The sequence below is a fragment of the Amycolatopsis rhabdoformis genome (genome assembly GCF_035918295.1).
GTDB classification, from domain to species: Bacteria; Actinomycetota; Actinomycetes; order Mycobacteriales; family Pseudonocardiaceae; genus Amycolatopsis; species Amycolatopsis rhabdoformis.
Genome location: NZ_CP142149.1, coordinates 640,063 through 666,504, shown reverse-complemented (window position 1 = coordinate 666,504; position 26,442 = coordinate 640,063). Strand labels below are relative to the sequence as shown.

The 26,442-nt window shown below is 72.2% G+C and carries 25 protein-coding genes and 1 pseudogene; 3 read left to right on the top strand and 23 right to left on the bottom strand.

Annotation, left to right across the window (positions count from 1 at the left end; translation table 11 throughout):
• Position 1: 1 nt before the first annotated feature.
• Positions 2 to 1,129 carry a hypothetical protein gene (locus tag VSH64_RS03125; RefSeq protein ID WP_326833923.1) on the top strand — a complete coding sequence of 376 codons (1,128 nt, stop codon included), beginning with the start codon at positions 2 to 4 and terminating at the stop codon, positions 1,127 to 1,129.
• Between the two features lie 13 nt (positions 1,130 to 1,142).
• Here VSH64_RS03125 and VSH64_RS03120 read toward each other — a convergent pair whose 3' ends face one another.
• The 14 genes and pseudogenes from VSH64_RS03120 to pyrR all read right to left on the bottom strand — a co-directional run bounded on the left by VSH64_RS03120 (position 1,143) and on the right by pyrR (position 16,684).
• Entirely contained in the window at positions 1,143 to 1,691 is a 549-nt protein-coding gene (locus VSH64_RS03120) for a GNAT family N-acetyltransferase (protein WP_326833922.1), read from the bottom strand.
• Positions 1,692 to 1,918: 227 nt separating this feature from the next.
• Positions 1,919 to 4,063, bottom strand: coding sequence for a primosomal protein N' (locus VSH64_RS03115; protein ID WP_326833921.1), 2,145 nt, complete (start codon positions 4,061 to 4,063; stop codon positions 1,919 to 1,921).
• 102 nt (positions 4,064 to 4,165) lie between these two features.
• Entirely contained in the window at positions 4,166 to 5,368 is a 1,203-nt protein-coding gene (metK, locus tag VSH64_RS03110; RefSeq protein ID WP_326833920.1) for a methionine adenosyltransferase, read from the bottom strand.
• An 81-nt stretch (positions 5,369 to 5,449) separates the two neighbouring features.
• Positions 5,450 to 6,688: a bifunctional phosphopantothenoylcysteine decarboxylase/phosphopantothenate--cysteine ligase CoaBC gene (gene coaBC, locus VSH64_RS03105; protein ID WP_326833919.1), complete on the bottom strand. Its 1,239-nt coding sequence runs from the start codon at positions 6,686 to 6,688 to the stop codon at positions 5,450 to 5,452.
• Positions 6,681 to 6,932, bottom strand: a complete 252-nt coding sequence (gene rpoZ, locus VSH64_RS03100) for a DNA-directed RNA polymerase subunit omega (protein WP_220247522.1) — start codon at positions 6,930 to 6,932, stop codon at positions 6,681 to 6,683. The genes coaBC and rpoZ overlap by 8 nt, the downstream gene beginning before the upstream one ends.
• A 23-nt stretch (positions 6,933 to 6,955) precedes the next feature.
• Positions 6,956 to 7,617 (bottom strand): annotated as a pseudogene (gmk, locus tag VSH64_RS03095) (guanylate kinase).
• Positions 7,614 to 7,931 (bottom strand): integration host factor, actinobacterial type, encoded by a 318-nt coding sequence (gene mihF, locus VSH64_RS03090; protein WP_003096398.1) that lies wholly within the window; start codon positions 7,929 to 7,931, stop codon positions 7,614 to 7,616. Before mihF ends, gmk begins: the two are co-directional and overlap by 4 nt.
• A gap of 107 nt (positions 7,932 to 8,038) precedes the next feature.
• Positions 8,039 to 8,887 carry an orotidine-5'-phosphate decarboxylase gene (gene pyrF, locus VSH64_RS03085; protein ID WP_326833918.1) on the bottom strand — a complete coding sequence of 283 codons (849 nt, stop codon included), beginning with the start codon at positions 8,885 to 8,887 and terminating at the stop codon, positions 8,039 to 8,041.
• Positions 8,884 to 12,198: a carbamoyl-phosphate synthase large subunit gene (gene carB / locus VSH64_RS03080; protein ID WP_326833917.1), complete on the bottom strand. Its 3,315-nt coding sequence runs from the start codon at positions 12,196 to 12,198 to the stop codon at positions 8,884 to 8,886. Before carB ends, pyrF begins: the two co-directional genes overlap by 4 nt.
• The gene (gene carA, locus VSH64_RS03075; protein WP_326833916.1) at positions 12,198 to 13,331 is read right to left on the bottom strand and encodes a glutamine-hydrolyzing carbamoyl-phosphate synthase small subunit; all 1,134 of its coding nucleotides are present in this window, start codon (positions 13,329 to 13,331) and stop codon (positions 12,198 to 12,200) included. The genes carB and carA overlap by 1 nt, the downstream gene beginning before the upstream one ends.
• Positions 13,328 to 13,855 carry a PH-like domain-containing protein gene (locus VSH64_RS03070; RefSeq protein ID WP_326833915.1) on the bottom strand — a complete coding sequence of 176 codons (528 nt, stop codon included), beginning with the start codon at positions 13,853 to 13,855 and terminating at the stop codon, positions 13,328 to 13,330. The genes carA and VSH64_RS03070 overlap by 4 nt, the downstream gene beginning before the upstream one ends.
• Positions 13,855 to 15,141: a dihydroorotase gene (locus VSH64_RS03065; RefSeq protein WP_326833914.1), complete on the bottom strand. Its 1,287-nt coding sequence runs from the start codon at positions 15,139 to 15,141 to the stop codon at positions 13,855 to 13,857. The genes VSH64_RS03070 and VSH64_RS03065 overlap by 1 nt, the downstream gene beginning before the upstream one ends.
• The gene (locus VSH64_RS03060; RefSeq protein WP_326833913.1) at positions 15,138 to 16,070 is read right to left on the bottom strand and encodes an aspartate carbamoyltransferase catalytic subunit; all 933 of its coding nucleotides are present in this window, start codon (positions 16,068 to 16,070) and stop codon (positions 15,138 to 15,140) included. Before VSH64_RS03060 ends, VSH64_RS03065 begins: the two co-directional genes overlap by 4 nt.
• The gene (gene pyrR, locus VSH64_RS03055; protein ID WP_326833912.1) at positions 16,067 to 16,684 is read right to left on the bottom strand and encodes a bifunctional pyr operon transcriptional regulator/uracil phosphoribosyltransferase PyrR; all 618 of its coding nucleotides are present in this window, start codon (positions 16,682 to 16,684) and stop codon (positions 16,067 to 16,069) included. The genes VSH64_RS03060 and pyrR overlap by 4 nt, the downstream gene beginning before the upstream one ends.
• Positions 16,685 to 16,945: 261 nt before the next feature.
• Between pyrR and bldD the strand changes: the two genes are divergently transcribed.
• Positions 16,946 to 17,434, top strand: coding sequence for a transcriptional regulator BldD (gene bldD, locus VSH64_RS03050; RefSeq protein ID WP_003096372.1), 489 nt, complete (start codon positions 16,946 to 16,948; stop codon positions 17,432 to 17,434).
• A gap of 416 nt (positions 17,435 to 17,850) precedes the next feature.
• Here bldD and nusB read toward each other — a convergent pair whose 3' ends face one another.
• From nusB to VSH64_RS03035, 3 genes are read right to left on the bottom strand one after another with little or no spacing between them, the layout of a single operon-like run.
• Positions 17,851 to 18,309, bottom strand: a complete 459-nt coding sequence (nusB, locus tag VSH64_RS03045; protein WP_326833911.1) for a transcription antitermination factor NusB — start codon at positions 18,307 to 18,309, stop codon at positions 17,851 to 17,853.
• Positions 18,309 to 18,872 carry an elongation factor P gene (efp, locus tag VSH64_RS03040; RefSeq protein ID WP_285968858.1) on the bottom strand — a complete coding sequence of 188 codons (564 nt, stop codon included), beginning with the start codon at positions 18,870 to 18,872 and terminating at the stop codon, positions 18,309 to 18,311. The genes nusB and efp overlap by 1 nt, the downstream gene beginning before the upstream one ends.
• A gap of 44 nt (positions 18,873 to 18,916) precedes the next feature.
• Complete coding sequence (locus tag VSH64_RS03035) at positions 18,917 to 20,014, bottom strand: M24 family metallopeptidase (protein WP_326833910.1); 1,098 nt, start codon at positions 20,012 to 20,014, stop codon at positions 18,917 to 18,919.
• A 115-nt stretch (positions 20,015 to 20,129) separates the two neighbouring features.
• Between VSH64_RS03035 and VSH64_RS48455 the strand changes: the two genes are divergently transcribed.
• Complete coding sequence (locus VSH64_RS48455) at positions 20,130 to 20,750, top strand: B-4DMT family transporter (RefSeq protein WP_407655629.1); 621 nt, start codon at positions 20,130 to 20,132, stop codon at positions 20,748 to 20,750.
• Here VSH64_RS48455 and VSH64_RS03025 read toward each other — a convergent pair.
• The 6 genes from VSH64_RS03025 to aroC are packed head-to-tail and all read right to left on the bottom strand — an operon-like array spanning position 20,674 to position 26,437.
• Positions 20,674 to 22,203, bottom strand: a complete 1,530-nt coding sequence (locus VSH64_RS03025; protein WP_407655628.1) for a glycoside hydrolase family protein — start codon at positions 22,201 to 22,203, stop codon at positions 20,674 to 20,676. The two genes, VSH64_RS48455 and VSH64_RS03025, sit on opposite strands and share 77 nt — an antisense overlap.
• A gap of 21 nt (positions 22,204 to 22,224) precedes the next feature.
• The gene (locus VSH64_RS03020; protein ID WP_326833909.1) at positions 22,225 to 23,157 is read right to left on the bottom strand and encodes a GNAT family N-acetyltransferase; all 933 of its coding nucleotides are present in this window, start codon (positions 23,155 to 23,157) and stop codon (positions 22,225 to 22,227) included.
• Positions 23,154 to 23,585, bottom strand: a complete 432-nt coding sequence (gene aroQ, locus VSH64_RS03015; protein WP_326833908.1) for a type II 3-dehydroquinate dehydratase — start codon at positions 23,583 to 23,585, stop codon at positions 23,154 to 23,156. Before aroQ ends, VSH64_RS03020 begins: the two co-directional genes overlap by 4 nt.
• Complete coding sequence (gene aroB / locus VSH64_RS03010) at positions 23,582 to 24,691, bottom strand: 3-dehydroquinate synthase (protein ID WP_326833907.1); 1,110 nt, start codon at positions 24,689 to 24,691, stop codon at positions 23,582 to 23,584. The genes aroQ and aroB overlap by 4 nt, the downstream gene beginning before the upstream one ends.
• 37 nt (positions 24,692 to 24,728) lie before the next feature.
• A complete protein-coding gene (locus VSH64_RS03005; RefSeq protein WP_326833906.1) occupies positions 24,729 to 25,253 on the bottom strand; it encodes a shikimate kinase in 525 nt (174 codons plus the stop codon).
• Positions 25,250 to 26,437 (bottom strand): chorismate synthase, encoded by a 1,188-nt coding sequence (gene aroC / locus VSH64_RS03000; protein WP_326833905.1) that lies wholly within the window; start codon positions 26,435 to 26,437, stop codon positions 25,250 to 25,252. Before aroC ends, VSH64_RS03005 begins: the two co-directional genes overlap by 4 nt.
• Positions 26,438 to 26,442 lie beyond the last annotated feature (5 nt).

Here is a 26,442-nt window from a genome sequence, read left to right as displayed (position 1 = left end):
GATGACCACTGCTGTCGGAGCGCCGGCGCAGCACACCACCCACCGGCACCTGGTGGCCGAGGTCGACGCCGGTATCCGGCCCCAGGCGGCGCTGGACGCCATCGTGGTGCCCAACGGTCGTGACGAGCACGCACTGAGCCATACCTGGACCATCGCCCGCGAGCTCGACGCGCCGGTACTGCTGCTGTGCAGCCACGCGGCGAAAGCCGACCGAGTCGTGCTGGCGGCGAAAGAGGCCGGAGTGCAGGCCTTCGCGATCGACACCGACGGCCTGCCCCGGCACGTCATGCCCCGCTTCGCCACGACCGAGCTGCTGCGGCACCACAACCTGCTCCGCGGTGCCGACACCAGTCTCAAGCGCAACGTGGGCCTGCTGGTCGCGGGCCTCGCGCGCTGGGACCGGGTGCTGTTCCTCGACGACGACATCGCGCTGCCCCGCCCCGCCGATCTGCGCGAGGCCGCGGGACTGCTGGGCGAGTACGTGGCCGTCGGCCTGAACAACATCGGGATGCCGGACAACTCCGTGGTGTGCCACGCCTATCGCGAGTCCGGCGGGTTTCAGGACACCTTCGTCGGTGGTGGTGCGCTCGTGGTGGGCGAGCGGTGCCTCGACTCGTTCTTCCCGGACATCTACAACGAGGACTGGTTCTTCCTCCTGGGCGACAAGGCGTTGCGGCGCACCGCGCTCACCGGCAGCGCGTTCCAGGCGGACTACGACCCGTACAACCTGATCCGCGCCGAGAACGAAGAACTGGGCGACACGCTCGCCGAAGGCGTCTACGCCCTGCTCGACCGAGGTCTCGGTGTCCCGGCCGCGACCAAGGGGTACTGGGCCGAATTCCTGGAGCAGCGCCGGAACTTCATCCGCAAGGCACTGCTTCAGGTGCAGGAAGCAGCCGGACTCGATTTCGCCCGGCGCGACCGGATGGTCGAAGCGCTGCGCACCGCCTTGCGCCAAAGCGAGAACGTGCTCACGCCGGAGCTGTGCGCCGGCTATCTGCGCGCCTGGCAAGAGGACCGCGCGACGTGGTGTGCCCACGTCGCCGACCTCGACGAGCGGCACACGGCCGGTGGTGTGGACAACGCGTTCCGCACGCTCGGCATCAGCGAACTGGTGCTGCGGAGCTAGCGATCCCGCACGGCTAGAGGTTCTTCACGAACACGTGGCACACCTCGGCTTCGGACACGGTGCGGCCGTCCGGCTGCACGTTCTCGGCGTAGCAGACGACCGTGCCGTGTCCCCAGTCCCGATACCCGAGGCGGCGGTACAGCCGGGCCGCGTCGGTGTTGTCCGTGCGCACGGCCAGCGCGCCGCGCCGGTGCCCGCGCTCGGTCAGCCGCTCCTCGGCCGCGCGCACGAGTGCCCCGCCGACCCCGCGGTTGCGCACGGCCGGCAGCACCTCCAGGTGCATCAGCAGCGGCACCCCGGGCAGGCGGATGCGGATCTCGCGTTCCTCGGCGGCCTCGAGCCATAGGTAAAGGTCCCCCACCGGCTGCCCCGCCCACCAGGCCGTGAGCAGCACACCGAGGCCCTCGGCCTGCCGCGCGAGCCGGTTCGCGAAGTACTCGCCACCACCCAGCGCGGCCGTCAGTTTCGCGACGTCCGCCTCGCCGGCTTCCCGGATCGTGGGCGCGGTCTCCCCTTCACCGGCCGGGCAGCCGTCGGCGTCGCGCGGATCGGTCCTGAACATCGCGCCTCCAGCGTAGGGGGCCCCGGCGCAACCGCGCAGCCAGCGAAAGGACCAGTCCGGGCGCGCACCCGGCCCAACACCGAGGGCGCGCGGCATCCCGCCGGATCGCGTCCCGGCCGTGTTCTCCTTGCCCGATCTCGGCGGAACTCAAACGGAAAAGGTCCGGACAACCTCCGCCACCCCGAGCGCCGAGCGTCCGGATTCGCGGGTTTTGCCCGGCTCTTGCCCTAGATCAGTTCCAACGGATCCAGCTGAATCCGCACCGGTTCCGCCGCCTTCCGGGCGTCCCGGCGGGCCGCCGCGTCGTGGAGGAGGGCGGCGAGCGTCTTGCCCTCCGGGCGGGCCACGCGGACCAGCGCGCGTTCGCGGGAGGCGTTGCCCGCGTCGTCGAAGTCGCCGAGGGGGACGGGGCCCAGGATTTCGCCGGTGTCGGGCAGGGGGAGGTCGTCGAGGACGGAGGCGACGGCGTCGGGGGTGCCTTCGACGCTGGCCATGCGCATGGCGGGCGGGAAGCCCAGCTCGCGGCGCTGGCCGAGTTCCAGGCCGGCGTGCCAGGCGGGGTCCCAGCGCACGAGGGCCTGGACCACGGACAGGCCCGCCTCGGCGCCCACGATGATGCGGCCGCCCGAGGAGGCGGGGCGCACCAGGGCGCCGGCGGCCATCCAGCGGCGCAGGGTTTCCTCGGCGGCGCGCAGGTCCTGGCGGCCGAGCAGGGCCCAGCCGTCGAGCAGCAGGGCGGCGCCGTAGCCGCCTTCGGCCACGGGTTCGGCGCCGGGGGTGCAGACCACCAGCGCGGGGCGGCCCGGCACCGTGGCCAGCACCTCCGCGGCGCCCGACGTGCGCACCGGCACGCCCGGGAACGCGCGGCCCAGCTCTTCCGCCGTACGCTTCGCGCCGACGATCACCGCGCGCAGCCGCACCGAGCCGCAGGCCTGGCAGCGGAACGCGGTCTCCGGCACGCCGCACCAGCGGCACGCGGGCGGCTTGGGCGCGCCGTCGACGGAGCCGCCCGGCAGAGCGAGCGGGCCGGCGCAGCGGCGGCAGTGCGCAGGCGTACGGCAGTTGCCGCAGGCCAGCCCGGGCACGTAGCCGCGCCGGGGTACCTGGACCAGGGCCGGCAGGCCCGCCGCGAACGCCTGGCGCGCCGCCTCGAACGCCACCGCCGGCAGCCGGGCGACGCGCGCGGCCTCGTCGCGCGCCACGTCGAAGTCCTCGCCCACCGGCGTGACGCGCGGGGCCGCCGTGCGCAGCTCGGTGCGGTCGGCCACCACGGCCTGCGCCCAGCCCGACTCCACGAGCAGCTGCGCCTCCGCCGTGCGCGCGAAGCCGCCGACGAGCAGGGACGACTTGGTGGCGTGCGCGCGGTCCATGAGCACGTCGCGCACGTGCGGGTAGGGCGCGTGCGGGTCGAGGTGCAGGTCGTCGCCGTCGTCCCACACCACGAACAGGCCCGGGTCGGCCACGGGCGCGAACATCGCCGCGCGCGTGCCCACCACCACGCGCACGGTGCCGCGCAGCACGGCCAGCCAGCGCCGGTACCGCTCCGCGGGCCCGAGCCCGGCGATCAACGCCACCACCGCGTCTTCGCCCACCATCGCGGCACACGCCTCGTGCACCCGCGTGAGGTCCCGGTGGTCCGGCACCACGAGGACGGCGCCCCGGCCGCAGGAGGCCGCCACCGCCGCGGCCTCCGCGAGCCGCCGCGGCCAGTCCTCGCCCGGCAGGGCCTGCCACACGGCGTTGGCCGGCTTCCCGTCGGCCACGGCGTCGAGGAACGCCGGACCACGCTGGTAGCGCGTCCACGCCGACACGTCCGGCACGTCGGGCTCGGGCGCCGGCTCCCCCGCCGGCTCGCCCTCCGCCTTGGCGTGGCGCGGCGGCAGGGCCAGCCGCAGCACGTCGGACAGCGTGCCGCCGTAGCGATCGGCCACCGAGCGGCACACGGCGTGCAGCGACGCCGGCAGCACCGGCTCGCTCGACGTGACGCGTTCGAGGTAGGCCAGCTTGCGCTCGTACTCCGTGGTGTCGGTGCGCTCGACGAGGTAGCCGTCCACGAGCTGGCCCGCGAACCGCACCCGCACCCGGCACCCGGGCACCGCGGCCTCGTGCAGCTTGTCGGGCACCTGGTAGTCGAACGGGCGGTCCAGGTGCGCCAGCGGGATGTCCACCACGACCTTGGCCACGGGCAGCTCGGGCGCCGGCTGCTGCTGCCCCTTGCGCGAAGGGGCCTTCTTCGCGGCCGCCTTGGCCCGGCCGGCCGATGTCTTGGCCGCGGCCGGCTTTCCGGCACGCGGGGAGGAAGCCTTCGGCTCCGAGGCGGAGCGCGAAGGCTCCGGAAGGTCCCACAGCGGGGCGGGTTCGGAGCTGCTCACCCCGAGATCTCTACCAGACCCCACCGACGGTCCCGTCACCAGAACACCACCGGCACGCGCGAAGGCCCCCGTCGTGGTGACGGGGGCCTTCGGACGAACGGATCAGGCGCCCGCGAGCGAACGCAGCGCGTCCGCGCGCGAGGTGTTCTCCCACGGCAGGTCGAGGTCCGTGCGGCCGAAGTGGCCGTACGCCGCGGTCGGCGCGTAGATCGGGCGCAGCAGGTCCAGGTCGCGGATGATCGCGGCCGGGCGCAGGTCGAAGACCTCGCTGATGGCGTCCTGGATCTTCGTCGGGTCCACGGTCTCGGTGCCGAACGTCTCCACGAACAGGCCCACCGGCGCGGCCTTGCCGATCGCGTACGCCACCTGCACCTCCACGCGCCCGGCGAGCCCGGCGGCGACCACGTTCTTGGCCACCCAGCGCATCGCGTACGCGGCGGAGCGGTCGACCTTGGACGGGTCCTTGCCCGAGAAGGCGCCACCGCCGTGGCGGGCCATGCCGCCGTAGGTGTCGACGATGATCTTGCGGCCGGTGAGGCCGGCGTCGCCCATCGGGCCGCCGATCACGAAGCGGCCGGTGGGGTTCACCAGCAGGCGGGTGCCCGCCGTGTCGAGGCCCAGCTCGGCCAGCTCCGGCTCCACCACGTGCTGCTTCACGTCGACACCGAGCATCTGCTCGAGGTCGATGCCGTCGGCGTGCTGCGTGGACACGACCACTGTGTCGAGGCGCACGGGCTGCTCACCCGCGTACTCGATGGTGACCTGGGTCTTGCCGTCCGGGCGCAGGTAGGGCAGCACGCCGTCCTTGCGGACCGCGGTGAGCCGGCGCGACAGGCGGTGGGCCAGCGCGATCGGCAGCGGCATCAGCTCGGGCGTGTCCGAGCAGGCGTAGCCGAACATCAGGCCCTGGTCGCCGGCGCCCTGGCGGTTGATCTCGTCCTCGTCGCTCTCGACCCGCGACTCGTACGCCGTGTCGACGCCCTGCGCGATGTCGGGCGACTGCGAACCGATCGCCACGTTGACGCCGCACGAGTTGCCGTCGAAGCCCTTGGCCGACGAGTCGTAGCCGATGCGCAGGATCACGTCCCGCACGATCGTCGGGATGTCGGCGTAGGCCTCGGTGGTCACCTCGCCGGCCACGTGCACCTGGCCCGTGGTGATGAGCGTCTCCACGGCGACCCGGCTGCGCGGGTCCTTGGTGAGCAGGCCGTCGAGGATCGAGTCGCTGATGGCGTCACAGATCTTGTCGGGATGGCCCTCGGTCACCGATTCCGACGTGAACAGCCTTTTGGTGGACGCAGTCACGACCTCGTCACTTCCCTCGGTTCGAGCTGGGTACCCGCGAAGTTAGGTACCCCTTACACGGCCCCACATTACCCAGAAGGCCTAGTGCTGGAGTCGACGTAACCGCAAGTCTGTTACAGCGTCCCACACTGTGGCCGCGAGTCTGGACTTCGCGCCCAGGGGGATGGCCTGTTCGGTCCCGTCGGCGGCGAGCAGCCAGCCGGAGTTGTCCTCGGTGCCGAACGCCTTGCCGTCACCCACCGCGTTGACCACCATCAGGTCGGCGCCCTTGCGCCGCAGCTTCGTGCGGGCGTGGTCGAGCACGCTGCCGTGCTCGTCGCCGGTCTCGGCGGCGAAGCCGACCACGGTCTGGCCGTCCCGGCGGCCGGCGACCAACTCGGCGAGGATGTCGGCGTTGCGGTCGAGGGTGATCACGGGGTCGGGCGCGTCGTCCGACTTCTTGATCTTGTGCTCGGCCCGCGTGGCCGGCCGGAAGTCGGCGACGGCCGCGGCCATCACCACCACGTCGGCGTCGGCGGCGGCCGCGTGCACGGCCTTGCGCAGCTCCTCGGCGCTCGACACGCGTTCCACGTGCGCGCCCGCGGGCTGCGGCAGCTCGGCGGTGTGCGCGGCGATCAGGGTGACCTCGGCGCCGCGCTGGGCGGCCACGCGCGCGAGCGCGAAGCCCTGCTTGCCCGACGACCGGTTGCCCAGGTAGCGGACGGGGTCGAGCGGTTCGCGCGTGCCGCCGGCGGACACGACCACGCGCAGCCCCTCGAGGTCGCGCGGCAGCGCGCGCGGCTCGTCGAGCAGCAGGCGGGCGAGGTCCACGATCTCGGCCGGGTCGGCCAGCCGGCCCTTGCCGGTGTCGACGCCGGTGAGGCGCCCCGCGGCGGGCTCGGCCACGACCAGGCCGCGCGAGCGCAGCAGCGCGACGTTGTCGCGGGTGGCCTGGTGCTCCCACATCTCCGTGTGCATCGCCGGGAAGAAGGCGATCGGGCACCGGGCGGTGAGCAGGGTGGTGGTGAGCAGGTCGTCGGCGATGCCGTGCGCGGCCTTGGCCAGCAGGTTGGCGGTCGCCGGGACGATCAGCACGAGGTCGGCTTCTTTGCCGACCCGCACGTGCTGCACTTCGGGCACCTCTGTGAACACGCCGGTGTGCACCGGGTGTCCCGAGAGGGCCTCGAAGGTGGCCGCGCCGATGAAGTTCAGCGCGGCCTCGGTGGGCACCACGCGGACGTCGTGCCCCGACTCGGTGAGGCCCCGCAGGACCTCACAGGCCTTGTAGGCGGCGATGCCGCCGCCCACGCCCAGGACGATCCTGGGCTTGGGGTCATTCACCCTCGGTGTGCTCGAGCAGGCCACCGTGGATCTCGCGCAGCGCGATCGACAGCGGCTTCTCGCGGGGGCCCGGCTCCACGAGGGGGCCGACGTACTCCAGCAGACCCTCGCCCAGCTGGGCGTAGTAGTCGTTGATCTGACGCGCGCGCTTGGCCGAGTAGATCACCAGCGCGTACTTCGAGGAGACCTTTTCGAGCAGGTCGTCGATCGGCGGGTTGGTGATGCCCTCGAGCTCTTCCAGCATCGCCTGTTGAACAGCCACTCGTGCTACTCCGTATCGTCCAGGATTCCGGCGGCAGAGGAATCGCCACCGGTAATCAAGTCTAGCAACCTCCGCGCGGCGGCTCCCACCTCGGCGTTCACGACCCGTTCGTCGAACTCGCCCGCGGCCGCCAGTTCGCGTTCCGCCTCGGCGAGCCGGGCCTGCACCGCGGCTTCGGATTCCGTGCCGCGCCCGGTGAGCCGGCCCACGAGCTCGTCCCACGACGGCGGCATCAGCATCACCAGCCGGGCCTCCGGCATGGCCGCGCGCACCTGGCGCGCGCCCTGCAATTCGATCTCCAGCACGGCGGGCCGGCCGTCGGCCAGCGCCCGCTCCACGGGCTCGCGCGGCGTGCCGTAGCAGTTGCCCGCGAACTCCGCCCACTCCAGCAGCCGTCCGTCGGCGACCATGCGGTCGAACTCCGCGCGGGCGATGAAGTGGTAGTGACTCCCGTCCACCTCGCCGGGCCGCGGCTCCCGCGTCGTGACCGAGACGCTGAAGTAGATGTCCGGTTCGAGCTTGCGCAGCTCCCCCACCACGCTCGACTTCCCGACCCCGGAAGGCCCCGAGACGACGGTGAGCCGGGGGCGGGAGGTTCCCCCGCCACCGGCTCACCGTCGCGGTCGGCGCCCCGGATCACCGGGTAGTCCTGACCGACGCCGCTCACTCTCCGCTGAACTCGGCCAGCAGCGCCTTGCGCTGCCGGTCGCCGAGCCCGCGGAGCCTGCGGCTGGGTGCGATCTCCAGTCGTTCCATGGTCTGCTGGGCACGAACCTTGCCGACGCCGGGGAGAGCCTCGAGCAAGGCCGAAACCTTCATCTTGCCGAGGACTTCGTTCTCCTCGGCCTGCTTCAGCACGTCGACCAGAGTGGTACCGCCCCGCTTCAGCCGCTCCTTCAGCTCAGCACGGATGCGGCGGGCGGCGGCGGCCTTCTCCAGCGCCGCAGCACGCTGTTCCTCTGTCAGCTGGGGAAGTGCCACGTTTTCCTCCGGTAGTTCTCAAATCTGGGTGGGTGACGCGACGGTACCCACCCTTGAGCAGCCGCCACAATGCGGGGGTGGCTGGTGGAGACCGATTCCGGGGCCTGCTATTGGTCGTTTTCCCGTGTCTGGGCCAGCAGTTCGGCGACCCGGACGACCGCTTGGCGCAAGGCATCCGGGTCCGGACCGTGCCGCAGCAGGTCCCGCGAAGACGCCGGGAGCACGCCCGGCAAGCCCGCGCCGAACACTGCCCGTAAGTCCGCCGCGGTTGCCCCCTGGGCGCCGAAACCCGGTGCCAGCACGGGCCCGTTGAGGCGGGAAAGGTCCAGCTCACCGGGGCTGATCGTGGCGCCGACGACCACGCCGACGTCACCGAGCGGTTCGGCGTCCGCGTTGTGCGCGGCGGCGGCGTCGACCACGCTCTGTGCCACTGTGCGGCCGTCCGCCAGCCGCGCGCTCTGCAGCTCGTGCGCCTCCGGGTTCGACGTGCGCGCGAGCACGAACAAGCCGTTGCCCGCCGCCGTGGCGGCCGCCACGGCGGGATCCAGCGCACCGAAACCGAGATAGGGCGAAACCGTGGCCGCGTCGGCCGTGAACGCGGCCTTGTCGGCCACGTAGGCGGCCGTGTAGGCCGCCATGGTCGAACCGATGTCCCCGCGCTTCACGTCCAGCAGCACGAGCGCACCGGCGTCGTGGGCCGTGTCCACGACGCGTTCGAGCACCGCCACCCCGGGCGGGCCGAACGCCTCGAAGAACGCCGACTGGGGCTTCACGATCGCCGTGACGGCCGCCAGTGCCTCCGTGGCGCCGAGCGCGAACCGTTCCAGACCACTCACGTCCACGGGCAGGCCCCAGGACTCGATCAGGCCCGGATGCGGGTCGATCCCGGCGCACAGCGGCCCGCGGGCGGCCACCGCTCTCGCCAGCCGCGCCCCGAACCGCTCCGGTGCGGTCATTTCGTGGCCTTCAGCGCCGCCTGGAGGCTCTGGAGGCTGCGCACCCCGATGTCACCCCGGATGAGCGCTTCGATGCCGTGCACGGCCGCCGCCGCGCCCTGCACGGTGGTGATGCAGGGGATGTCCCGCGACACCGCCGCGGTGCGGATCTCGTAGCCGTCGATGCGCGGGCCGCTGTTGCCGTAGGGCGTGTTGATGACCATCTCGACCCCGCCGGCGAGGATCACGTCCACGATGTTGGGTTCGGCCTCGGTCGAACCCTCGTAGTGCTTGCGCACGACCGTGCAGTCGACTCCGTTACGCCGCAACACTTCCGCGGTACCGGACGTCGCGAGGATCTCGAATCCCAAGTCCGCCAGGCGCTTCACCGGGAAGACCATCGAGCGCTTGTCCCGGTTGGCCACCGACACGAACACCCGCCCGGCCGTCGGCAGCGAGCCGTACGCGCCGCTCTGCGACTTCGCGAACGCCTTCCCGAAGGACACGTCCACGCCCATCACCTCGCCCGTGGACTTCATTTCCGGGCCCAGCAAGGAATCCACGCCGTGGCCCTCGGGCGTGCGGAAGCGGTGGAAGGGCAGCACGGCTTCCTTCACCGCCACCGGCGAATCGGCCGGCATCCGGCCGCCGTCGCCTTCGGCGGGCAGCACGCCCGACCCGCGCAGGTCCTTGATCGTCGAGCCGGTCATGATCAGCGCGGCCGCCTTCGCGAGCGGCACCGCGGTGGCCTTCGACACGAACGGCACCGTGCGCGAAGCACGCGGGTTGGCCTCCAGGACGTAGAGCACGTCGTCCTTGAGCGCGTACTGCACGTTCAGCAGCCCGCGCACGCCGACGCCGCGCGCGATCGCCTCGGTGGAGCGGCGCACCTCTTCGAGGTCGGTGGCGCCGAGCGTGATCGGCGGCAGCGCGCACGAGGAGTCGCCGGAGTGGATGCCGGCCTCCTCGATGTGCTCCATCACGCCGCCGAGGTAGAGGTCCTCGCCGTCGAACAGCGCGTCGACGTCGATCTCGATGGCGTCGTCGAGGAAGCGGTCGACGAGCACCGGGTGCTCGGGCGTGACCTCGGTGGCGCGGCGGATGTAGCCGGCGAGGGTCTCCTCGTCGTACACGATCTCCATGCCGCGCCCGCCGAGCACGTAGGACGGGCGCACGAGCACCGGGTAGCCGATCTCGTCGGCGATCCGCTTCGCGCCCTCGAACGACGTCGCCGTGCCGTACTTCGGCGCCGGCAGCCCGGCGTCGCCGAGCACCTCGCCGAACGCGCCGCGGTCCTCGGCCAGGTTGATGGCCTCCGGCGGCGTGCCGACCACGGGCACGCCCGCGTCGGCGAGCCGCTTGGCCAGCCCCAGCGGGGTCTGGCCGCCGAGCTGCACGATCACGCCGGCCACGGTGCCCGACTGCTGCTCCGCGTGCACGACCTCCAGCACGTCCTCGAAGGACAGCGGCTCGAAGTACAGCCGGTCGGACGTGTCGTAGTCGGTGGACACGGTTTCGGGGTTGCAGTTGACCATCACGGCCTCGAAACCGGCTTCGCGCAAGGCGATCGCGGCGTGCACGCACGAGTAGTCGAACTCGATGCCCTGCCCGATGCGGTTCGGCCCGGAGCCGAGGATGAGGACCTTCGGCTTGTCGCTCTGCGCCACGACCTCCGACTGCGCCGCGGGGTCGGTCTCGTAGGCCGAGTAGTGGTACGGCGTGTCCGCCTTGAACTCGGCCGCGCACGTGTCCACGGTCTTGAACACCGGCCGCACGCCGAGGCGGTGGCGCAGCGAGCGCACGCCGTCCTCGCCCGCCAGTTCCGGGCGCAGCGCGGCGATCTGGCGGTCGGACAGGCCCGTGCGCTTGGCACGGCGCAGCAGCTCGCCGTCGAGCACCGGCGCGTCACGCACCTCGGCGCCGACCTCGCCGATCAGCGCGATCTGGTCGATGAACCACGGGTCGATGCCGCTGGCGTCGTGCACCTGCGCCACGGTGGCGCCCAGCCGCAGCGCGCGCTCCACCTCGTAGAGCCGGCCCTCGTGCGGCACGCGCAGCGAGTCCAAAGTGGACTCCATCGTGACGCCCTCGGGGTCGGGCAGGGTCCAGAAGCCGGTGGCCTTGGTCTCGATCGAGCGCATGGCCTTGCCGAGCGCCTCGGGGAAGCTGCGGCCGAAGGACATCGCCTCGCCGACGCTCTTCATCGTGGTGGTGAGGGTGGGGTCCGCGCCGGGGAACTTTTCGAACGCGAAGCGCGGGATCTTCACCACGACGTAGTCCAGCGTCGGCTCGAAGGCCGCCGGGGTCTCGCCGGTGATGTCGTTCTGGATCTCGTCGAGCGTGTAGCCGATGGCGAGCTTCGCGGCGATCTTGGCGATCGGGAACCCGGTGGCCTTCGACGCGAGCGCCGAGGACCGCGACACGCGCGGATTCATCTCGATCACGACCATGCGCCCGTCTTCCGGGTTGATCGCGAACTGGATGTTGCAGCCGCCGGTGTCCACGCCGACCTCGCGCAGCACGGCGATGCCGACGTCGCGCATCACCTGGTACTCGCGGTCCGTGAGCGTCATCGTGGGCGCGACGGTGACCGAGTCGCCGGTGTGCACGCCCATCGCGTCGACGTTCTCGATCGAGCAGACGACCACCACGTTGTCGTGCCGGTCGCGCATCAGCTCGAGCTCGTACTCCTTCCAGCCGAGCACGCTCTCCTCGATGAGCACCTCGGTGACCGGCGATTCGCTCAGGCCGGTGGACGCCAGGCGCTCCAGCTCTTCGGGCGTGTACGCCAGACCGGACCCGAGACCGCCCATGGTGAACGACGGCCGGATCACCACCGGCAGGCCGAGCTCGGCGACAGTGGCGCGCACGTCCTCCATGGTGTTGCACACGCGGCTGCGCGGGACCTCGGCGCCGATCGTGCGCACGATGTCCTTGAACTTCTGCCGGTCCTCACCGCGCTGGATCGCGTCGATGTCGGCGCCGATCAGCTCCACCCCGTACTTTTCGAGCACCCCGCGCTCGTGCAGCGCGACCGCGCAGTTGAGCGCCGTCTGCCCGCCCAGGGTCGCGAGGATGGCGTCGGGCCGCTCCTGCGCGATCACCTTCTCCACGAAGTCCGGCGTGACCGGCTCGATGTAGGTCGCGTCGGCGAACTCGGGGTCGGTCATGATCGTGGCGGGGTTCGAGTTCACCAGGCTCACGCGCAGGCCCTCGGCCCGCAGCACCCGGCAGGCCTGCGTGCCCGAGTAGTCGAACTCGGCGGCCTGCCCGATCACGATCGGCCCGGAGCCGATCACCAGCACGTGCTGGATGTCAGTCCTCTTCGGCATCAGGCCTTCTTCTCCATCAACTCAACGAACTCGTCGAACAGGGGCGCAGCGTCGTGCGGACCGGCCGCGGCTTCGGGGTGGTACTGCACCGAGAAGGCCGGCACGTCGAAGGCGCGCACGCCCTCGACCGTGTCGTCGTTGGGGCAGTAGTGGCTGATCTGCGCGGCGCCGTAGGGCGACTCGAACCGCTGGCCGGGCTCGCCTTCGAGCGCGAAGCCGTGGTTCTGCGCGGTGATCGCGACGCGGCCGGTGGCCACGTCGATCACCGGGATGTTGATGCCGCGGTGGCCGTAGCGCATCTTGTACGTGTCCAGGCCCAGCGCACGGCCGAGGATCTGGTTGCCGAAGCAGATGCCGAACAGCGGGATCTCGCGCTCCAGCACGGCTTTCGTCAACGCGGTGGCGTGCGCGGTGGTGGCCGGGTCGCCCGGGCCGTTGGAGAGGAAGACGCCGTCGGCTTCCAGCGCCAGCAGGTCTTCGACGCTCGTCGACGAGGGCAGCACGTGGACCTCGATGCCGCGCTGCGTCATCAGGCGCGGGGTGTTGGACTTGATGCCGAGGTCGAGCGCGGCCACGCGGAAGCGCCGTTCGCCCTGGGCCTCGACCACGTACGGCTGGTTCGTGGACACCTCGCCGGCGAGGTCGGCGCCCTTCATCTGCGGGCTCGCCAGGACCTCGGCCACCATCTGCTCGTCGGTGCCCAGCGCGTCGCCGGAGAACACGCCGGCGCGCATGGCGCCCTGCTCGCGCAGGTGGCGGGTGAGCGTGCGCGTGTCGACCTCGGAGATGCCGACCACGCCCTGGCGGGTGAGCTCCTCGTCGAGGCCGCGCTTGGCGCGCCAGTTGGACGGGGTGCGCGCGGGGTCGCGCACCACGTAGCCGGAGACCCAGATGCGGGCCGACTCGTCGTCCTCGTCGTTCCAGCCGGTGTTGCCGATCTGCGGCGCGGTCTGCACCACGATCTGGCGGTGGTAGGACGGGTCGGTGAGCGTCTCCTGGTAGCCGGTCATGCCGGTGCAGAACACGGCCTCGCCGAGCGTGCGCCCGCGCGCGCCGTAGGCGGCGCCGCGGAAGACGCGGCCGTCTTCCAGAACCAGGGCGGCGGGGCCGCGGGTGCCGTTCGCGGTGCTCACTGGGCACCTCCCTTGATGTCGTGATCCGAGTTGTCGGGGGAAAGCTGGTCGATCCACTGTGGATAGTCGTCGAGGTCGTCGCCGCGGAAGCCGGTGTCGAGGTCCACGGCGGAGGTCCCGGTGCCGAGCCGCCAGGTGAGGACGAGCAGCGCGTCGGTGCCCATCACCTTCCCGGCGATCCTCGAGTCGCGGCGGATCCCGGTGACCGCCTCGCGCGGGATCCAGAAATCGGGCGCGCCACCGCGTTCCACCGCGATGCCGCCCGGGTGCAGGCGCCAGACCGCGCCGGTGCGCAGCCCCGCGCCCCGGGTCACGACCCGGTCCTGCCAGTGGCCCGCGGTGGTGGTGCTGACGTAGAGCCCGGTCGACTCCAGCAGGATCTCACCGGGTTCCCCGGGAATCCCCGGGAACGGCGGCACCTGGGCGCTCTGCGAGCGCGACTTGCGCCGCCAGCCCACCCACATGCCCCACAGGCACAGCAGGAAGAAGACGACGATCCCCAGCACGAGGAGGAACCGTTCCATCAGCAGATCTTCCCTTCGCGCGCGGTGATCCGCCCGCGCAGCACGGTGGCCGTCACCACGGCGGGCAGCCGCATTCCCTCGTACGGGGTGTTCGCGGCGATGCTGGCCAGCTCCGCGCCGCGCACCGTCCACTCCGCGGCGGGGTCCACGAGCGTGAGGTTGGCCGGTTCGCCGACCTCGACCGGACGGCCGTGGTCGGGCAGGTTGCCGATCGCGGCGGGCCGCTCGCTCATCACGCGGGCGACGCCGCGCCAGTCGAGCAGGCCCGGCTCCACCATCGCGCGCGCCACGACGGAGAGCGCGGTCTGCAGCCCGAGCATGCCCGGGCGCGCGGCGCTCCACTCCGTGTCCTTGTCCTGCACGGCGTGGGGCGCGTGGTCGGTGGCCACGCAGTCGATCACGCCCTCGGCCAGCGCCGCGCGCAGCTTCTCGACGTCGCCGCCGGTGCGCAGCGGCGGGTTGACCTTGTTCACCGGGTCGTAGGTCTCGAGGCGCTCGTCGGTGAGCAGCAGGTGGTGCGGCGTGACCTCGGCGGAGACCTTCGTGCCGCGGTCCTTGGCCCAGCGCAGCACGTCGACCGTGCCGGCGGTGGACACGTGGCACACGTGCAGCCGCGCCTTCGCGTGCAGCGCGAGCAGGCAGTCGCGGGCCACGATCGACTCCTCGGCCGAGGCCGGCCAGCCCGGGTAGCCCAGGCGCGCGGACTTCTCGCCCTCGTGGGCCTGCGCGCCGACGGTGAGCCGCGGCTCTTCGGCGTGCTGCGCGATCACGGCGTCGAGCGCGGTGGAGTACTCCAGCGCGCGGCGCATCAGCAGCGGGTCGGCCACGCACACGCCGTCGTCGGAGAACACGCGCACGGCCGCGGAGCCCTTGGCCATCGTGCCGAGCTCGGCGAGCTTCTCGCCCTTGAGCCCCACGGTGACGGCCCCGACCGGGTGCACGTCGACCAGGCCGACTTCCTGCCCGCGCCGCCACACGTGGTCGGTCACGAGCGCGTTGTCGGCCACCGGGTCGGTGTTGGCCATGGCGAACACGGCCGTGTAGCCGCCCAGCGCCGCGGCGGCCGAGCCGCTGTCGATCGTCTCGGTGTCCTCGCGGCCGGGCTCGCGCAGGTGGGTGTGCAGGTCGACGAACCCGGGCAGCAGCACCTGGCCGCCGGCGTCGAGGATCTCCGCGTCCTCGGGCACGGAGACCGGTCCGATGGCCGTGATCACGCCATCCTCGATCAGGACGTCGACCGGTTCGCCCTCCCCGTACGGGCGGGCGCCCTTGATCACCAGGCTCACGCGGCGGCTCCTTCACTGGCCAAGAGGTGGTACAGAACCGCCATGCGCACGTGGACGCCGTTGCGGACCTGTTCGGTGATGGCCGAGGCCGGGGAGTCGGCGACCGCCGAGGCGATCTCCATCCCGCGCAGCATCGGACCGGGGTGCAGCACCACGGCGTGGTCCGGCAGCAGCCGCTGGCGGCGCTCGGACAACCCGTAGGCGATGGAGTACTCGCGCGAAGACGGGAAGAACCCGCCGTGCATGCGCTCGGCCTGCACGCGCAGCATCATCACGGCGTCGACGGCGGGCAGTTCCGCGTCGAGGTCGTGCGAGACCGTGACCGGCAGCGTCTCGACGCCGACCGGCAGCAGCGTCGGCGGGGCGACGAGCACCACCTCCGCGCCGAGCGTGGCGAGCAGGTGGATGTTCGAGCGGGCGACGCGGCTGTGCAGCACGTCGCCGACGATCGCGACCCGCCGGTCCTTCAGCGAGCCGAGCCGCTCCCGCAGGGTCGCGGCGTCGAGCAGCGCCTGCGTGGGGTGCTCGTGGGTACCGTCGCCGGCGTTGACCACCGCGGTGCCCGCCGGCGCCAGCCAGCCGGACAGGCGGTGGGCCGCGCCCGAGGCGGGGTGGCGGATGATCACGCAATCGGCGCCGGCCGCGGCGAGCGTGAGCGCGGTGTCGCGCAGCGACTCGCCCTTGTTCACCGAAGAGCTCGACGCCGAGACGTTGATCACGTCGGCGCTCATCCACTTCCCCGCGATCTCGAACGAGACGCGCGTGCGGGTGGAGTTCTCGTAGAACAGGGTGATCACCGTGCGGCCGCGCAGCGTCGGCAGCTTGCGGACCTCCCGGCCGAGCAGCGTGTGCTTCAGCTCGTCGGCGGTGTCCAGGACGGCCGTGGCGGTGTCGGCGTCCAGACCGTCGGTGGCGAGCAGGTGCTTCACCGGGATTCTCCTTCCGGCGCGCGGAGCAGGACCGCGTCGCGCCCGTCCGTTTCGGACAGCAGCACGGACACGCCCTCGGCCCGCGCGGTGGGCACGTTCTTGCCGACGTAGTCGGCGCGGATCGGCAGCTCGCGGTGGCCGCGGTCGACGAGCACGGCCAGCTGCACCGCGCGCGGGCGGCCGTGGTCGCGCAGGGCGTCGAGCGCGGCGCGGATGGTGCGGCCGGAGAACAGCACGTCGTCGACCAGGATCACCACGCGGTCGTCGATGCCGCCGGGCGGCAGCTGCGTCTGCTCGAGCGCACGCGGCGGACGGCGGCGCAGATCGTCGCGGTACAGGGTGACGTCGAGGGCCCCGGTCGGGGGAACGACCCCGGAGAACTCGCCGATCTTCCCGGCGAGCCGGGTGGCCAGCGGAGTGCCGCGGGTCGGGATGCCCAGCAGCACGGGGGGTGCCGGTGGGGCGGATGAGGCATCGCCGGAAAAGCTCGCACCGAGTGCGGTCTTCTCGATGACCTGATGGGCCATCCGGGCGATGGTGCGCGCGACATCGCCGGCCGAAAGGAGCTCGCGCTCTCCGACCGGTTCCGCCGCGCCACGCGGACGTGACGACAAGGCGGACCTCCTTCCCCGCCTCTCTGGACGGGTCCTTAAAGGACGTCGACTCCCAGCTCGTGCTGGGAAATCGCACCGACAGTAGCAGGAGAGGTCAATCAGCCTTCCGGGTGGTGTGCCCACGTCCGCGACCAGGTACGAAGACCTTCTGCTTGACCTGGTGACAACTATGCGTAACCATTACTCTGAGTATTCGACTCGAGGAGTCCCCTGACCGGTCACCTGAACCGGCGTGGGGGTGAGGAAACGGAGAACCACCAGATGGGCGATTACGCCAAGGCGCTCGGGGCCAAGCTCCGCGGGATCCGCCAGCAGCAGGGCCTTTCCCTGCACGGGGTCGAGCAGAAGTCGGGCGGCCGCTGGAAGGCCGTCGTCGTCGGCTCGTACGAGCGTGGCGACCGCGCCGTCACCGTCCAGAAGCTGGCCGAACTGGCCGACTTCTACGGAGTGCCGGTGGTCGAACTGCTGCCGGAGGGCCGCGTGCCCTCGGGTGCCGAGCCCGCCACGAAGATCGTGATCAACCTCGAGCGGCTCCAGCAGCTGCCCGCGGAGAAGGTCGGGCCGCTCGCGCGGTACGCGGCCACCATCCAGAGCCAGCGCGGCGACTACAACGGCAAGGTGCTCTCCATCCGCACCGAGGACCTGCGGTCGCTCGCGATCATCTACGACATGACCCCCGGTGAGCTCACCGAACAGCTCATCGACTGGGGTGTCCTGCCGCCCGAGGCCCGTCCGTCCAAAGAAGACTGATGGGCGGCGGTTGCCCGACGCGGTGGGTGTTTTCGGCGGGGCACCGGAAACACCCACCACGCTTCGGACACCCGCCGGTCCGGCTGCGGACGGTGATCAACATCGCTCCGGCCGGCCCCTCGCACCCGCGTGACCCTTCGGCGCGTGACCCTTCGGCGCGTGACCCTTCGGCGCGTGACCCGTTCGGGCTAGCGCTTCCGGGTTGTGGTGACGGTGAACCCAGTTCACCGGGCGACGCCCGGGCGGGCTCGATCACGGCCTGGCACCGGCTCGGCCACGTGTGGTGTGACGAAGACCTCTTCCGGACCCCACTCGTGAGGCTTCCTGGGGCACCTCAGCACAACGCCGAAGGCCGCGGCTCCGACGAGGAGCGCGCGGCCTTCGGCGATTTTCAGGCTCGGATGTGCCGTTGTGGGCTAGAGCACCGCCCGCAGCCGGTCGGCGATCGTGCCGATGCGGCCGAGCACGCCGTTGACGAACCGCGGCGAGTCGTCCGTGGACAGCTCCTTCGCCAGCCCCACGGCCTCGTCGATCGCGACGGGGTCGGGCACGTCGGAGGACCAGAGCATCTCGTAGACCCCCACCCGCAACACCGCCAGGTCGACCGGCGGCATGCGCTCAAGGGTCCAGCCCTGCGCGTGCTCGGCGAGGAGCTCGTCGACCTGCTCGCGATGGGTCGTGACCCCCTCGACCACGGTGATCGTGTAGTCCGCGACCGGGTCCACGTCGGTGGACCCGACCCGGTCGGCCAGCAGCGTGACCGGGTCGGTGCCGCGTTGCGAAGCTTCGTACAGCATCTCGACGGCACGCCGGCGGGCTTGGCGCCTGCTGATCGCACCGCCGCGGTTCGGGTGCGGCTGCTGCTTGTCCGCCATCAGCCGGAGACGCGGCCGAGGTACCGGCCGTCGCGCGTGTCGACCTTGATCTTCTCGCCGGTCGAGACGAACAGCGGCACCTGGATCTCGGCGCCGGTCTCGAGCGTCGCCGGCTTGGTACCGCCGGTGGACCGGTCGCCCTGCAGGCCGGGGTCGGTGTGCTGGATGAGGATCTCGACCGAGGTCGGGAGCTCGACGTAGAGCGCCTCGTTCTCGTGCACCGCGACCTGGACCTCGGTGTTCTCGAGCATGTAGTTGGCGTTGTCCGACACGACCTCGGCCGGAACCGTGATCTGGTCGTAGGTGTCGCCGTCCATGAACACGAAGTCCTGACCGTCCTTGTACAGGTAGGTCATGTTCCGGCGGTCCACGGTGGCCGTTTCGACCTTCGTGCCGGCGTTGAAGGTCTTGTCGACGACCTTCCCCGTGAGCACGTGCTTGAGCGTGGTGCGCACGAACGCACCGCCCTTGCCCGGCTTCACGTGCTGGAACGCGGTGACGGTCCAGAGCTGGCCCTCGAGGTTGAGGACGAGCCCGTTCTTCAGGTCGTTGGTGGTGGCCACGAGCTTTCGGTCTCCTGTGTCGATCTCTTCGTCCGCGGCCCGTCTCAGACGGCCACGAGGTCCTTGGTGCTCAGGGTGAGGAGTTCGGGCCCGGAGTCCCGCACGACGAGCGTGTCCTCGATGCGCACGCCACCGCGCCCCGCGAGGTACACGCCGGGCTCGACGGTGACCGCCATACCGGCGGACAGTGTACCGACGCCCGTGGTAGCGAGGCTGGGCGCCTCGTGCACCTCGAGCCCGACGCCGTGGCCGAGGCCGTGCGCGAACTCCTCCGCACGTCCGGCGGCGGCGATCACGGAGCGGGCCGCGAGGTCCACTTCGGACACGTCGGCGCCCGGGAACACGGCCGCGGTGCCCGCCGCCTGCGCGCGGTGGACCAGGTCGTAGAGCTCGCGCTGCCAGTCGGCCGCCTTGCCGAGCACGAACGTGCGGGTCATGTCGGAGTGGTACCCGTCCACCGTCGCGCCGAAATCGAGCTTCACGAAGTCGCCCTCGCGCAGCTCGGCGCCGGTGGGCTGGTGGTGCGGGATGGCCGAGTTGGGCCCGGCGGCCACGATCGTGGCGAACGACGGCTCCGACGAACCGTGCTCCAGCATCCGGTTCTCCAGGTCGCGCGCCACTTCCAGCTCGGTGCGCCCGGCCCGCAGTCCGCCGGCCGCCAGCAGGTCGGCGAGCGCGCGGTCGGCCGCCGCGCAGGCCGAGCGCAGGGCCGCGACCTCGACCTCGTCCTTCACCGCGCGCAGCTGCTCGATGAGGCCCGGCGTGCGGACCAGCGTGACCTTGTCGAAGCGCACCTTGAGCACCTCGTGGTTCTCCACGCTCACGTGCTGGCTCTCGAAGCCGGTGCGCCCGTAGGTCGAGTGGGCGCGCGCGGCGAAATCGGCGAGCACGCGGTCGCTGGCGCGGCCCATCACCCGTTCGAGGTCGGGGACCTCGGACGCCGACTGGGTCGTGTAGCGGCCGTCGGTGCAGAACACGGTCTGCGCCTCGCCGCCGGCGTGCACGAGCAGCGCGGCGTTCGACCCGGTGAACCCGGTGAGGTAGCGGATGTTGAGCAGGTCGGTGACCAGCAGCGCGTCGACCCCGGACTCGGTGATCAGGGACCGCAGCGCGCCACGACGGTGAGCATGGGTTTCAGGCACCCGGCCAGCTTAACCACGCCGTTGCCCCGCTCCCGCCCACCGACCCGCCGACGCGACGGACGGGGCACCGGGGTGGACCACACCGCGTTCACCCGGTGGCACCTACACTCCGGACATGCTGGGTGCCTGGTTGACTCGCGGGCTGGTCATGGCCGTCGTGCACGCCGCCGCCATGACGCTGCTCGCCAAGTGGTCCGTGTTCCACCCGACCGACCAGACGGTGATCACGTCGGTCACGCTCGCCGTGCTGGTGGGTGTGGCGGCGCTGTGGGGCGCGGTCGACGGCTGGCTCGGCAAGCCGGACCGCGGGCGGGCCTGGTTCATCGCGTCGCTGGTGGCGGGCGTGGTGTCCGGCATCCTGTACGTGATCGGGCGCGCGGTGTTCGTGGACCAGACCGGCACGGCGGAGCTGGGCGCGGCGCTCACCGGCGGTGCGGCGTTCTCGGCGCTGCTCGTGATGGTGCCCGCCGGGCTGGGGTTGTTCGTCGGCTCGCGCGTGCGGCGGCCCGCGGCCGAGGAAGAACCCGAGCCGGAGGACCACGGGCCCGACGACGGGTCGGGCAGCCAGTCGGGTCAGCTGGAGCTGCCGGAGGCCGAACCGGCCACCTCGGCGACCTCGGCCACGTCCGCTGCGGCACCGCGGCCGAAGCCGTCGCCGGTCAGCCGCCCAGCGGCGGCCCGGGCGCGTAAGCGGCCCACTGTCGCGGGTCGATCTCCGTCACCGCGGCCCCGTTGAGGCCCACGGTCGTGGTGTCGGGCAGGCCGTAGAGCTCGTTGCCGAGCACCACGCCGTAACCCTGGCCATAGGCGTGCACCACCGGCGTCGCGGACTTCAGCGTCGCCTTCACCGGCAGGCCCTCCACGGGTGCGAGCGGCCGGTCCACGACCTCGCCGGCGAGCGCCGCGGCCACCGAGCGGCGGTCCACGCGGATGCGCACGCCACTGCGGAACAGGTCCATCCGGCGGTCCGGTGACGGCATCGCGACGCCGTCGAACGTGGTGGTCACGCGATCGGGCGTCGAGCAGCCGCCCGCGCCGTGCACGTCGAGCCCGAAGTGCTTCAAGGCCGTCGGCGCGCTCGCGGAGCCGATCGCGGTCGCGCGCACCACGTCGAACGGCACGGTGTCGCACGGGTCGGTGGGCGACGTCGGCGCGTGGCCGTCGGGACGGCGGACGAGGCCGGGCCCTTCCTTCCACGCGCCGGGGATCACGAGCGGCGTGTAGGGCTGCAGGGTGAAATCGCGGTCCCAGAAGGTGAGGCTGGTGCCGGCCGCGGTCTCGTGCGCGATCACGAACGCGTCGAGCGCGCCGACCCATTCGAGGTCGGCGCTGAAGCCGTCGACCACCGAGCGTTCACGCGGCGCGTTGGTGCCGGCGACGGGCGCGAAACCCTGCTCCCCCAACGCTTCCACGCCGGTGCGGAACGCCGGGTCGTGGGAGCGGATCACGAACTGGCCGGCCCCGTTCCAGCCGGCCGCGCGGCCGGTGGTGTCGGTGAACATCAGGTAGTACCAGCCGTCGAGGAACACGACCGAGGGCTGGCCGGCGCCGTAGACGTTGTCGCGGTGCACGTCGTGCGAAGGCCCGAGGATCGGCCGGCCGCCCGCCGCGCGCGTCCAGTGGATGCCGTCGGAGCTGGTGGCGAGGCCGATCGCGTTGCCGAGCGCGTGGTCGCCCGCCGCGCCCGTGTAGTAGAGGTAGTAGGTGCCGCCGACGCGCAGCACCGACGGGTCGCACGTGTGCACACCGTCGAAGTTGCCCGGTGCGCCGGAGAGCACGGCGATCGGGGCACCGCCGCCGGGTGCGGTGAACGGACCGTCGGCCGTGGGCGCTTCGGCGTAGAGGATGTCGTCGCCGGGCGGGGCCGCGCTGCCGTACTGGCTGCACCACCACAGGCGGGTCTTGCCGTTTTCGACCATCGCGGTGGGGCCGTAGTTGTAGACCGCGTCGGCGGCACCGGCCGCGACCACTCCCGGGCTCTGCCGGCCGCCCGAGGTCTCCAGCGGCACGTTCGCGATGCGCGGCGGTTTCGCCGGTGCGGGCTTGCCGCCCTCGAGGCCGCCGTGGCCGGGTCCCTCGGCCTGGGTCTGCGCGTAGCTGTCGCTGCAGCCCGCCACCACGACCCCCGACAACGCCAGGGCGAACAGGGCTCGCACGGGTCGCCGAGCCCCGCCACGAAACGGGTGCATGATGGTCGAGTCTAACCAGTCCTAACCCGGTTGGGTGAACGTGTCCCCATCTGCGGAGTGTTCGAGGGCAACGAGCTCGACCTCGAAGCCGTCGTCGTTCTCGAGGTAGGCCGCGTAGTGCGCTTTCCCGCCGGCGTGGGGAAAACGGTCCGCGAACAGCGGTCGCCAGCCGGGGCCGCCGGCCGCGAACTCGTCGACCTCGGCGCGCGTGGCCACGTGCAGGGCGAGGTGGTTGAGGCCCGGTCGCGTGCGCTCGTGCTCGGCCGCCGTCCTCGCGGGTGAGGCTTCCACCACGAGGTAGGTCGGGCCGAGCCGCCAGCTCACGCCGTGGGGCCAGCGCTGGTACTCGCGCCAGCCGAGGCGGCCGAGCAGCCAGCCCCAGCTGCGCTCGGCGCGCGCGAGGTCCGGCACCCACAGCTCGAGGTGGTGCGGCCGGCCGTGCGCGGCGGGCAGCGCGACGAGCACGCCGTGCGGATCGCCGTAGTGCACGCCGGACCCGACGTCGAGGAACCCGAGCCGGCGGGTCACGGCCAGGCTGGCCGCGTTGTCCTCGTGCACGAGCGCCCACACGGCGGGCAGGCCGAGCGTGGTGAGGCCGTGGTCCACGAGCGCACGGGCGGCTTCGGTGGCGAAGCCCTTGCCCGCGTGCTTCGCGGCGATGTAGTAGCCCAGCTCGGCGACCTCGCCGGGCAGCTCACTCGACGGCCGCAGGTGCGCGACGCCGATGACTTCGCCTGGGTGCTCGACGTGCTCGATCACCCAGTGGCCCTGGCCTTCGGGCCCGGAGTAGGCGAGGCGGCGGGCCACCATGGCGCGGGCCTGCTCGGGGTCGGAGAAGTCGGCGGCGAAGAACCGGCTCATCGCCGGGTCGGCGAACACCGCCACCACGGCGTCGGTGTCGGCCTCGGTCAGCGTGCGCAGCCGCAGCCGTTCGGTGGTGAGCGGCGGTGTCACTTCGCGTTCGAGGCGAGCCACCGCAGCGCGAGCGGGTACCCGTCCACGCCGAGCCCCACGAGCACGCCGGTGGCGATGTCGGAAAGCACGCTGTGGTGGCGGAACTGCTCGCGCTTGTGCACGTTGCTGATGTGCAGCTCGATCAGCGGCGCGGACAGCTGCGCGGCGGCGTCGCGCACGGCGATCGAGTAGTGCGTCCAGGCGCCGGCGTTGAGCACGACCGGGTTCCCGCCGTCGGCGGCCTCGTGCAGCCAGCCCACCAATTCGCCTTCGTGGTCGGTCTGGCGCACCTCGACGTCGAGGCCGAGCTCGGCGCCGGTGCTCACGCACAGGGCCACGAGGTCTTCGTGGGTGGTCGCGCCGTACACGGCGGGCTCGCGCTTGCCGAGGCGGCCGAGGTTGGGGCCGTTGAACACGAAGACCTTCACAGCAGCACGCTCCCGCCGCTCTTGGGGGCGTCGGCCGCGATCGCCGAGTAGGCGGCGGCCAGCAGCGCCGGGTCGGGGCCTTCGAGCCGACCGGGCTTGGCGAGCGCGTCGAGGACCACGAACCGCAGGACACCGGAGCGGGTTTTCTTGTCGCCCTTCATGCTTTCCATGAGCTGCCCGAGCGCGTCGGCGTCGTAGGTGGTGGGCAGGCCGAGCAGCTTCAGCACGGAAGCGTGGCGCGCGGCGGTCTCGTCGTCGAGGCGGCCGGCGAGGCGGGCCAGTTCGGCGGCGAACACGAGGCCCACGCTCACGGCCGCGCCGTGGCGCCAGCGGTAGCGCTCGCGGCGCTCGATGGCGTGGCCGAGGGTGTGGCCGTAGTTGAGGATCTCGCGCAGGTCGGATTCGCGCAGGTCGGCCGCGACCACGTCGGCCTTCACCTGGATCGAGCGGCGCACCAGCTCGGCGAGCACGTCGCCGGTCGGGTCGAGGGCGGCTTCGGGGTCGGCCTCGATGAGCTCGAGGATGCGCGGGTCGGCGATGAAGCCGGTCTTCACGACCTCGGCCATGCCGGCCACGAGTTCGTTGCGCGGCAACGTCTCCAGGGTCGCGAGGTCCACGAGGACCGCGCTCGGCTCGTGGAACACGCCGACCAGGTTCTTGCCGGCCTCGGTGTTGATGCCGGTCTTGCCGCCGACGGCCGCGTCGACCATGCCGAGCAGCGTGGTCGGCACGTTCACCAGGCGCACGCCGCGCATCCAGGTGGCGGCGACGAAGCCGGCCAGGTCCGTGACGGCGCCACCGCCGAGGCCCACGACCACGCCGCGGCGGTCGAGGCCGATGCGGCCGAGGACCTCCCAGCAGAAGCTCGCGACGGAGAAGGCCTTGCCGTCCTCGGCGTCCGGGATCTCCACGCGGTGCGCGTCGAGGCCGGCTTCGGCGAGCTCGTCGCGCACGGCCTCGGCCGTGGCGGTGAGGGTGGGCGGGTGGATCAGCGCGATCTTCGACGCGTCGGCGAGCTGCGCGGTGAGCTCGGCGAGCAGGCCGCGGCCCACGAGCACGTCGTACGGGTGCGCGGTCTCGACGCGGATCCGGACGGGTTGGGACACGGGTTTCCTCACTCCTGGTCGTGCTGCCGGTGGGCGCCTAGGGGTTCTGCGCTTCGGCCGGTTCGATCGCGGCGACCGCCGCGGCCACCACTTCGGCGGGCGAGCGGTGGTCGGTGTCGACCTCGACGGTCGCGACCTCCCGGTACACCGGCAGGCGCGCGTCGAGCAGGGCTTTGAACGTGGCGCGCGGGTTCACGCCCGCGAGCAGCGGGCGCGCGCTCGAGAGGCCGGTGCGCTGCACGCCGGCGGCGAGGCCGACGTTGAGGAACACCACGGTGTGCTTCGCCAGCAGCGCCCGGGTTTCCTCGGTGAGGGGGGCGCCGCCGCCGAGGGAGAGCACGCCGTCGTGTTCGTCGAGGGCCGCGGCCACGGCCTGGGCTTCGAGCGCGCGGAAGGCGGGCTCGCCGTCGTCGGCGAAGATGTCGGCGATCGCGCGGCCGGCGCGCTCGACGATGTCGTCGTCGGTGTCGCGGAAGGCCACGCCGAGCGCTTCGGCGAGCAGCGGGCCCACCGTGCTCTTGCCCGAGCCCGGCGGTCCGACGACCACCGCGCGGGGGCTCACCAGCGCTCCTCGAGCGCCTTCAGGTAGGCCTCGGCGTTGCGCTTGCTCTCGGCCAGCGAGTCGCCGCCGAACTTCTCCAGCGCGGCGTCGGCCAGCACCAGCGCCACCACGGACTCCAGCACGACACCCGCACGGGGCACGGCGCACACGTCCGAACGCTGGTGGATCGCGACGGCCGGCTCGCCGGTGCGCACGTCCACCGTGGACAGCGCCTTGGGCACCGTGGAGATCGGCTTCATGGCCACGCGCACGCGCAGCGGCTCGCCGTTGGTGATGCCGCCTTCGAGGCCGCCGGCGCGGTTGGACCGGCGCGTGACGCCGACGGGGCCGGTGCCGCGGTCGATCTCGTCGTGGGCCTGGCTGCCCCAGCGGCGGGCCGTGGTGAAGCCGTCGCCGACCTCCACGCCCTTCATCGCCTGCACGCCCATGAGCGCGCCCGCGAGGCGCGCGTCGAGGCGACGGTCCCAGTGCACGTGCGACCCGAGCCCCGGCGGCAGGTGGTAGGCCAGCACCTCGATCACGCCGCCGACGGTGTCGCCCGCCTTCCGCACGGCGTCGACCTCGGCGACCATCGCCTCGGTGCCCTCGGCCGAGAACGCCCGCACGGGGCTCTCGTCGATCGCCGCCAGGTCTTCGGGCAGCGGCAGCGGCCCCTCGGGCGCGTCGGCCGCACCGATCGACACGACGTGGCTCAGGATTTCCACCCCGAGCAGCTGGCGCAGGAAGTTGCGCGCCACCGTGCCCAGAGCCGTGCGCGAGGCCGTCTCGCGCGCACTCGCGCGCTCCAGCACGGGGCGGGCTTCGTCGAAGCCGTACTTCTGCATGCCGGGCAGATCGGCGTGCCCGGGGCGCGGCCGGGTGAGCGGCTCGTTGCGCGCCAGGCCGGCGAGCACCTCCGGGTCCACCGGGTCGGCCGCCATGACCTGCTCCCACTTGGGCCACTCGGCGTTCTCGATCTGCACCGCGATGGGCCCACCCTGCGAGATCCCGTGGCGCACTCCGCCCAGGATCTGCACGTGGTCGGTCTCGAAACCCATGCGCGGACTGCGACCGAACCCGAGCCTGCGCCGCGCGAGCTGCGCGGTGAGGTCTCCGGTGGTCACCTCCACACCAGCGGGCAGGCCCTCGAGCACAGCGGCGAGGGCGGGTCCGTGCGATTCTCCTGCGGTGATCCAGCGCAACACCGGCC

What these genes read in the sequence shown, in the direction of transcription:
- VSH64_RS03125 (WP_326833923.1), top strand. Translation starts at nt 2, where the DNA reads ATGACCACTGCTGTCGGAGCGCCGGCGCAGCACACCACCCACCGGCAC.
- VSH64_RS03120 (WP_326833922.1), bottom strand. Translation starts at nt 1,691, where the DNA reads ATGTTCAGGACCGATCCGCGCGACGCCGACGGCTGCCCGGCCGGTGAA.
- rpoZ (WP_220247522.1), bottom strand. Translation starts at nt 6,932, where the DNA reads ATGCTGGAAGAGCTCGAGGGCATCACCAACCCGCCGATCGACGACCTG.
- pyrF (WP_326833918.1), bottom strand. Translation starts at nt 8,887, where the DNA reads ATGACCGCACCGGAGCGGTTCGGGGCGCGGCTGGCGAGAGCGGTGGCC.
- carB (WP_326833917.1), bottom strand. Translation starts at nt 12,198, where the DNA reads ATGCCGAAGAGGACTGACATCCAGCACGTGCTGGTGATCGGCTCCGGG.
- VSH64_RS03070 (WP_326833915.1), bottom strand. Translation starts at nt 13,855, where the DNA reads ATGGAACGGTTCCTCCTCGTGCTGGGGATCGTCGTCTTCTTCCTGCTG.
- bldD (WP_003096372.1), top strand. Translation starts at nt 16,946, where the DNA reads ATGGGCGATTACGCCAAGGCGCTCGGGGCCAAGCTCCGCGGGATCCGC.
- nusB (WP_326833911.1), bottom strand. Translation starts at nt 18,309, where the DNA reads ATGGCGGACAAGCAGCAGCCGCACCCGAACCGCGGCGGTGCGATCAGC.
- VSH64_RS48455 (WP_407655629.1), top strand. Translation starts at nt 20,130, where the DNA reads ATGCTGGGTGCCTGGTTGACTCGCGGGCTGGTCATGGCCGTCGTGCAC.
- VSH64_RS03025 (WP_407655628.1), bottom strand. Translation starts at nt 22,203, where the DNA reads ATGCACCCGTTTCGTGGCGGGGCTCGGCGACCCGTGCGAGCCCTGTTC.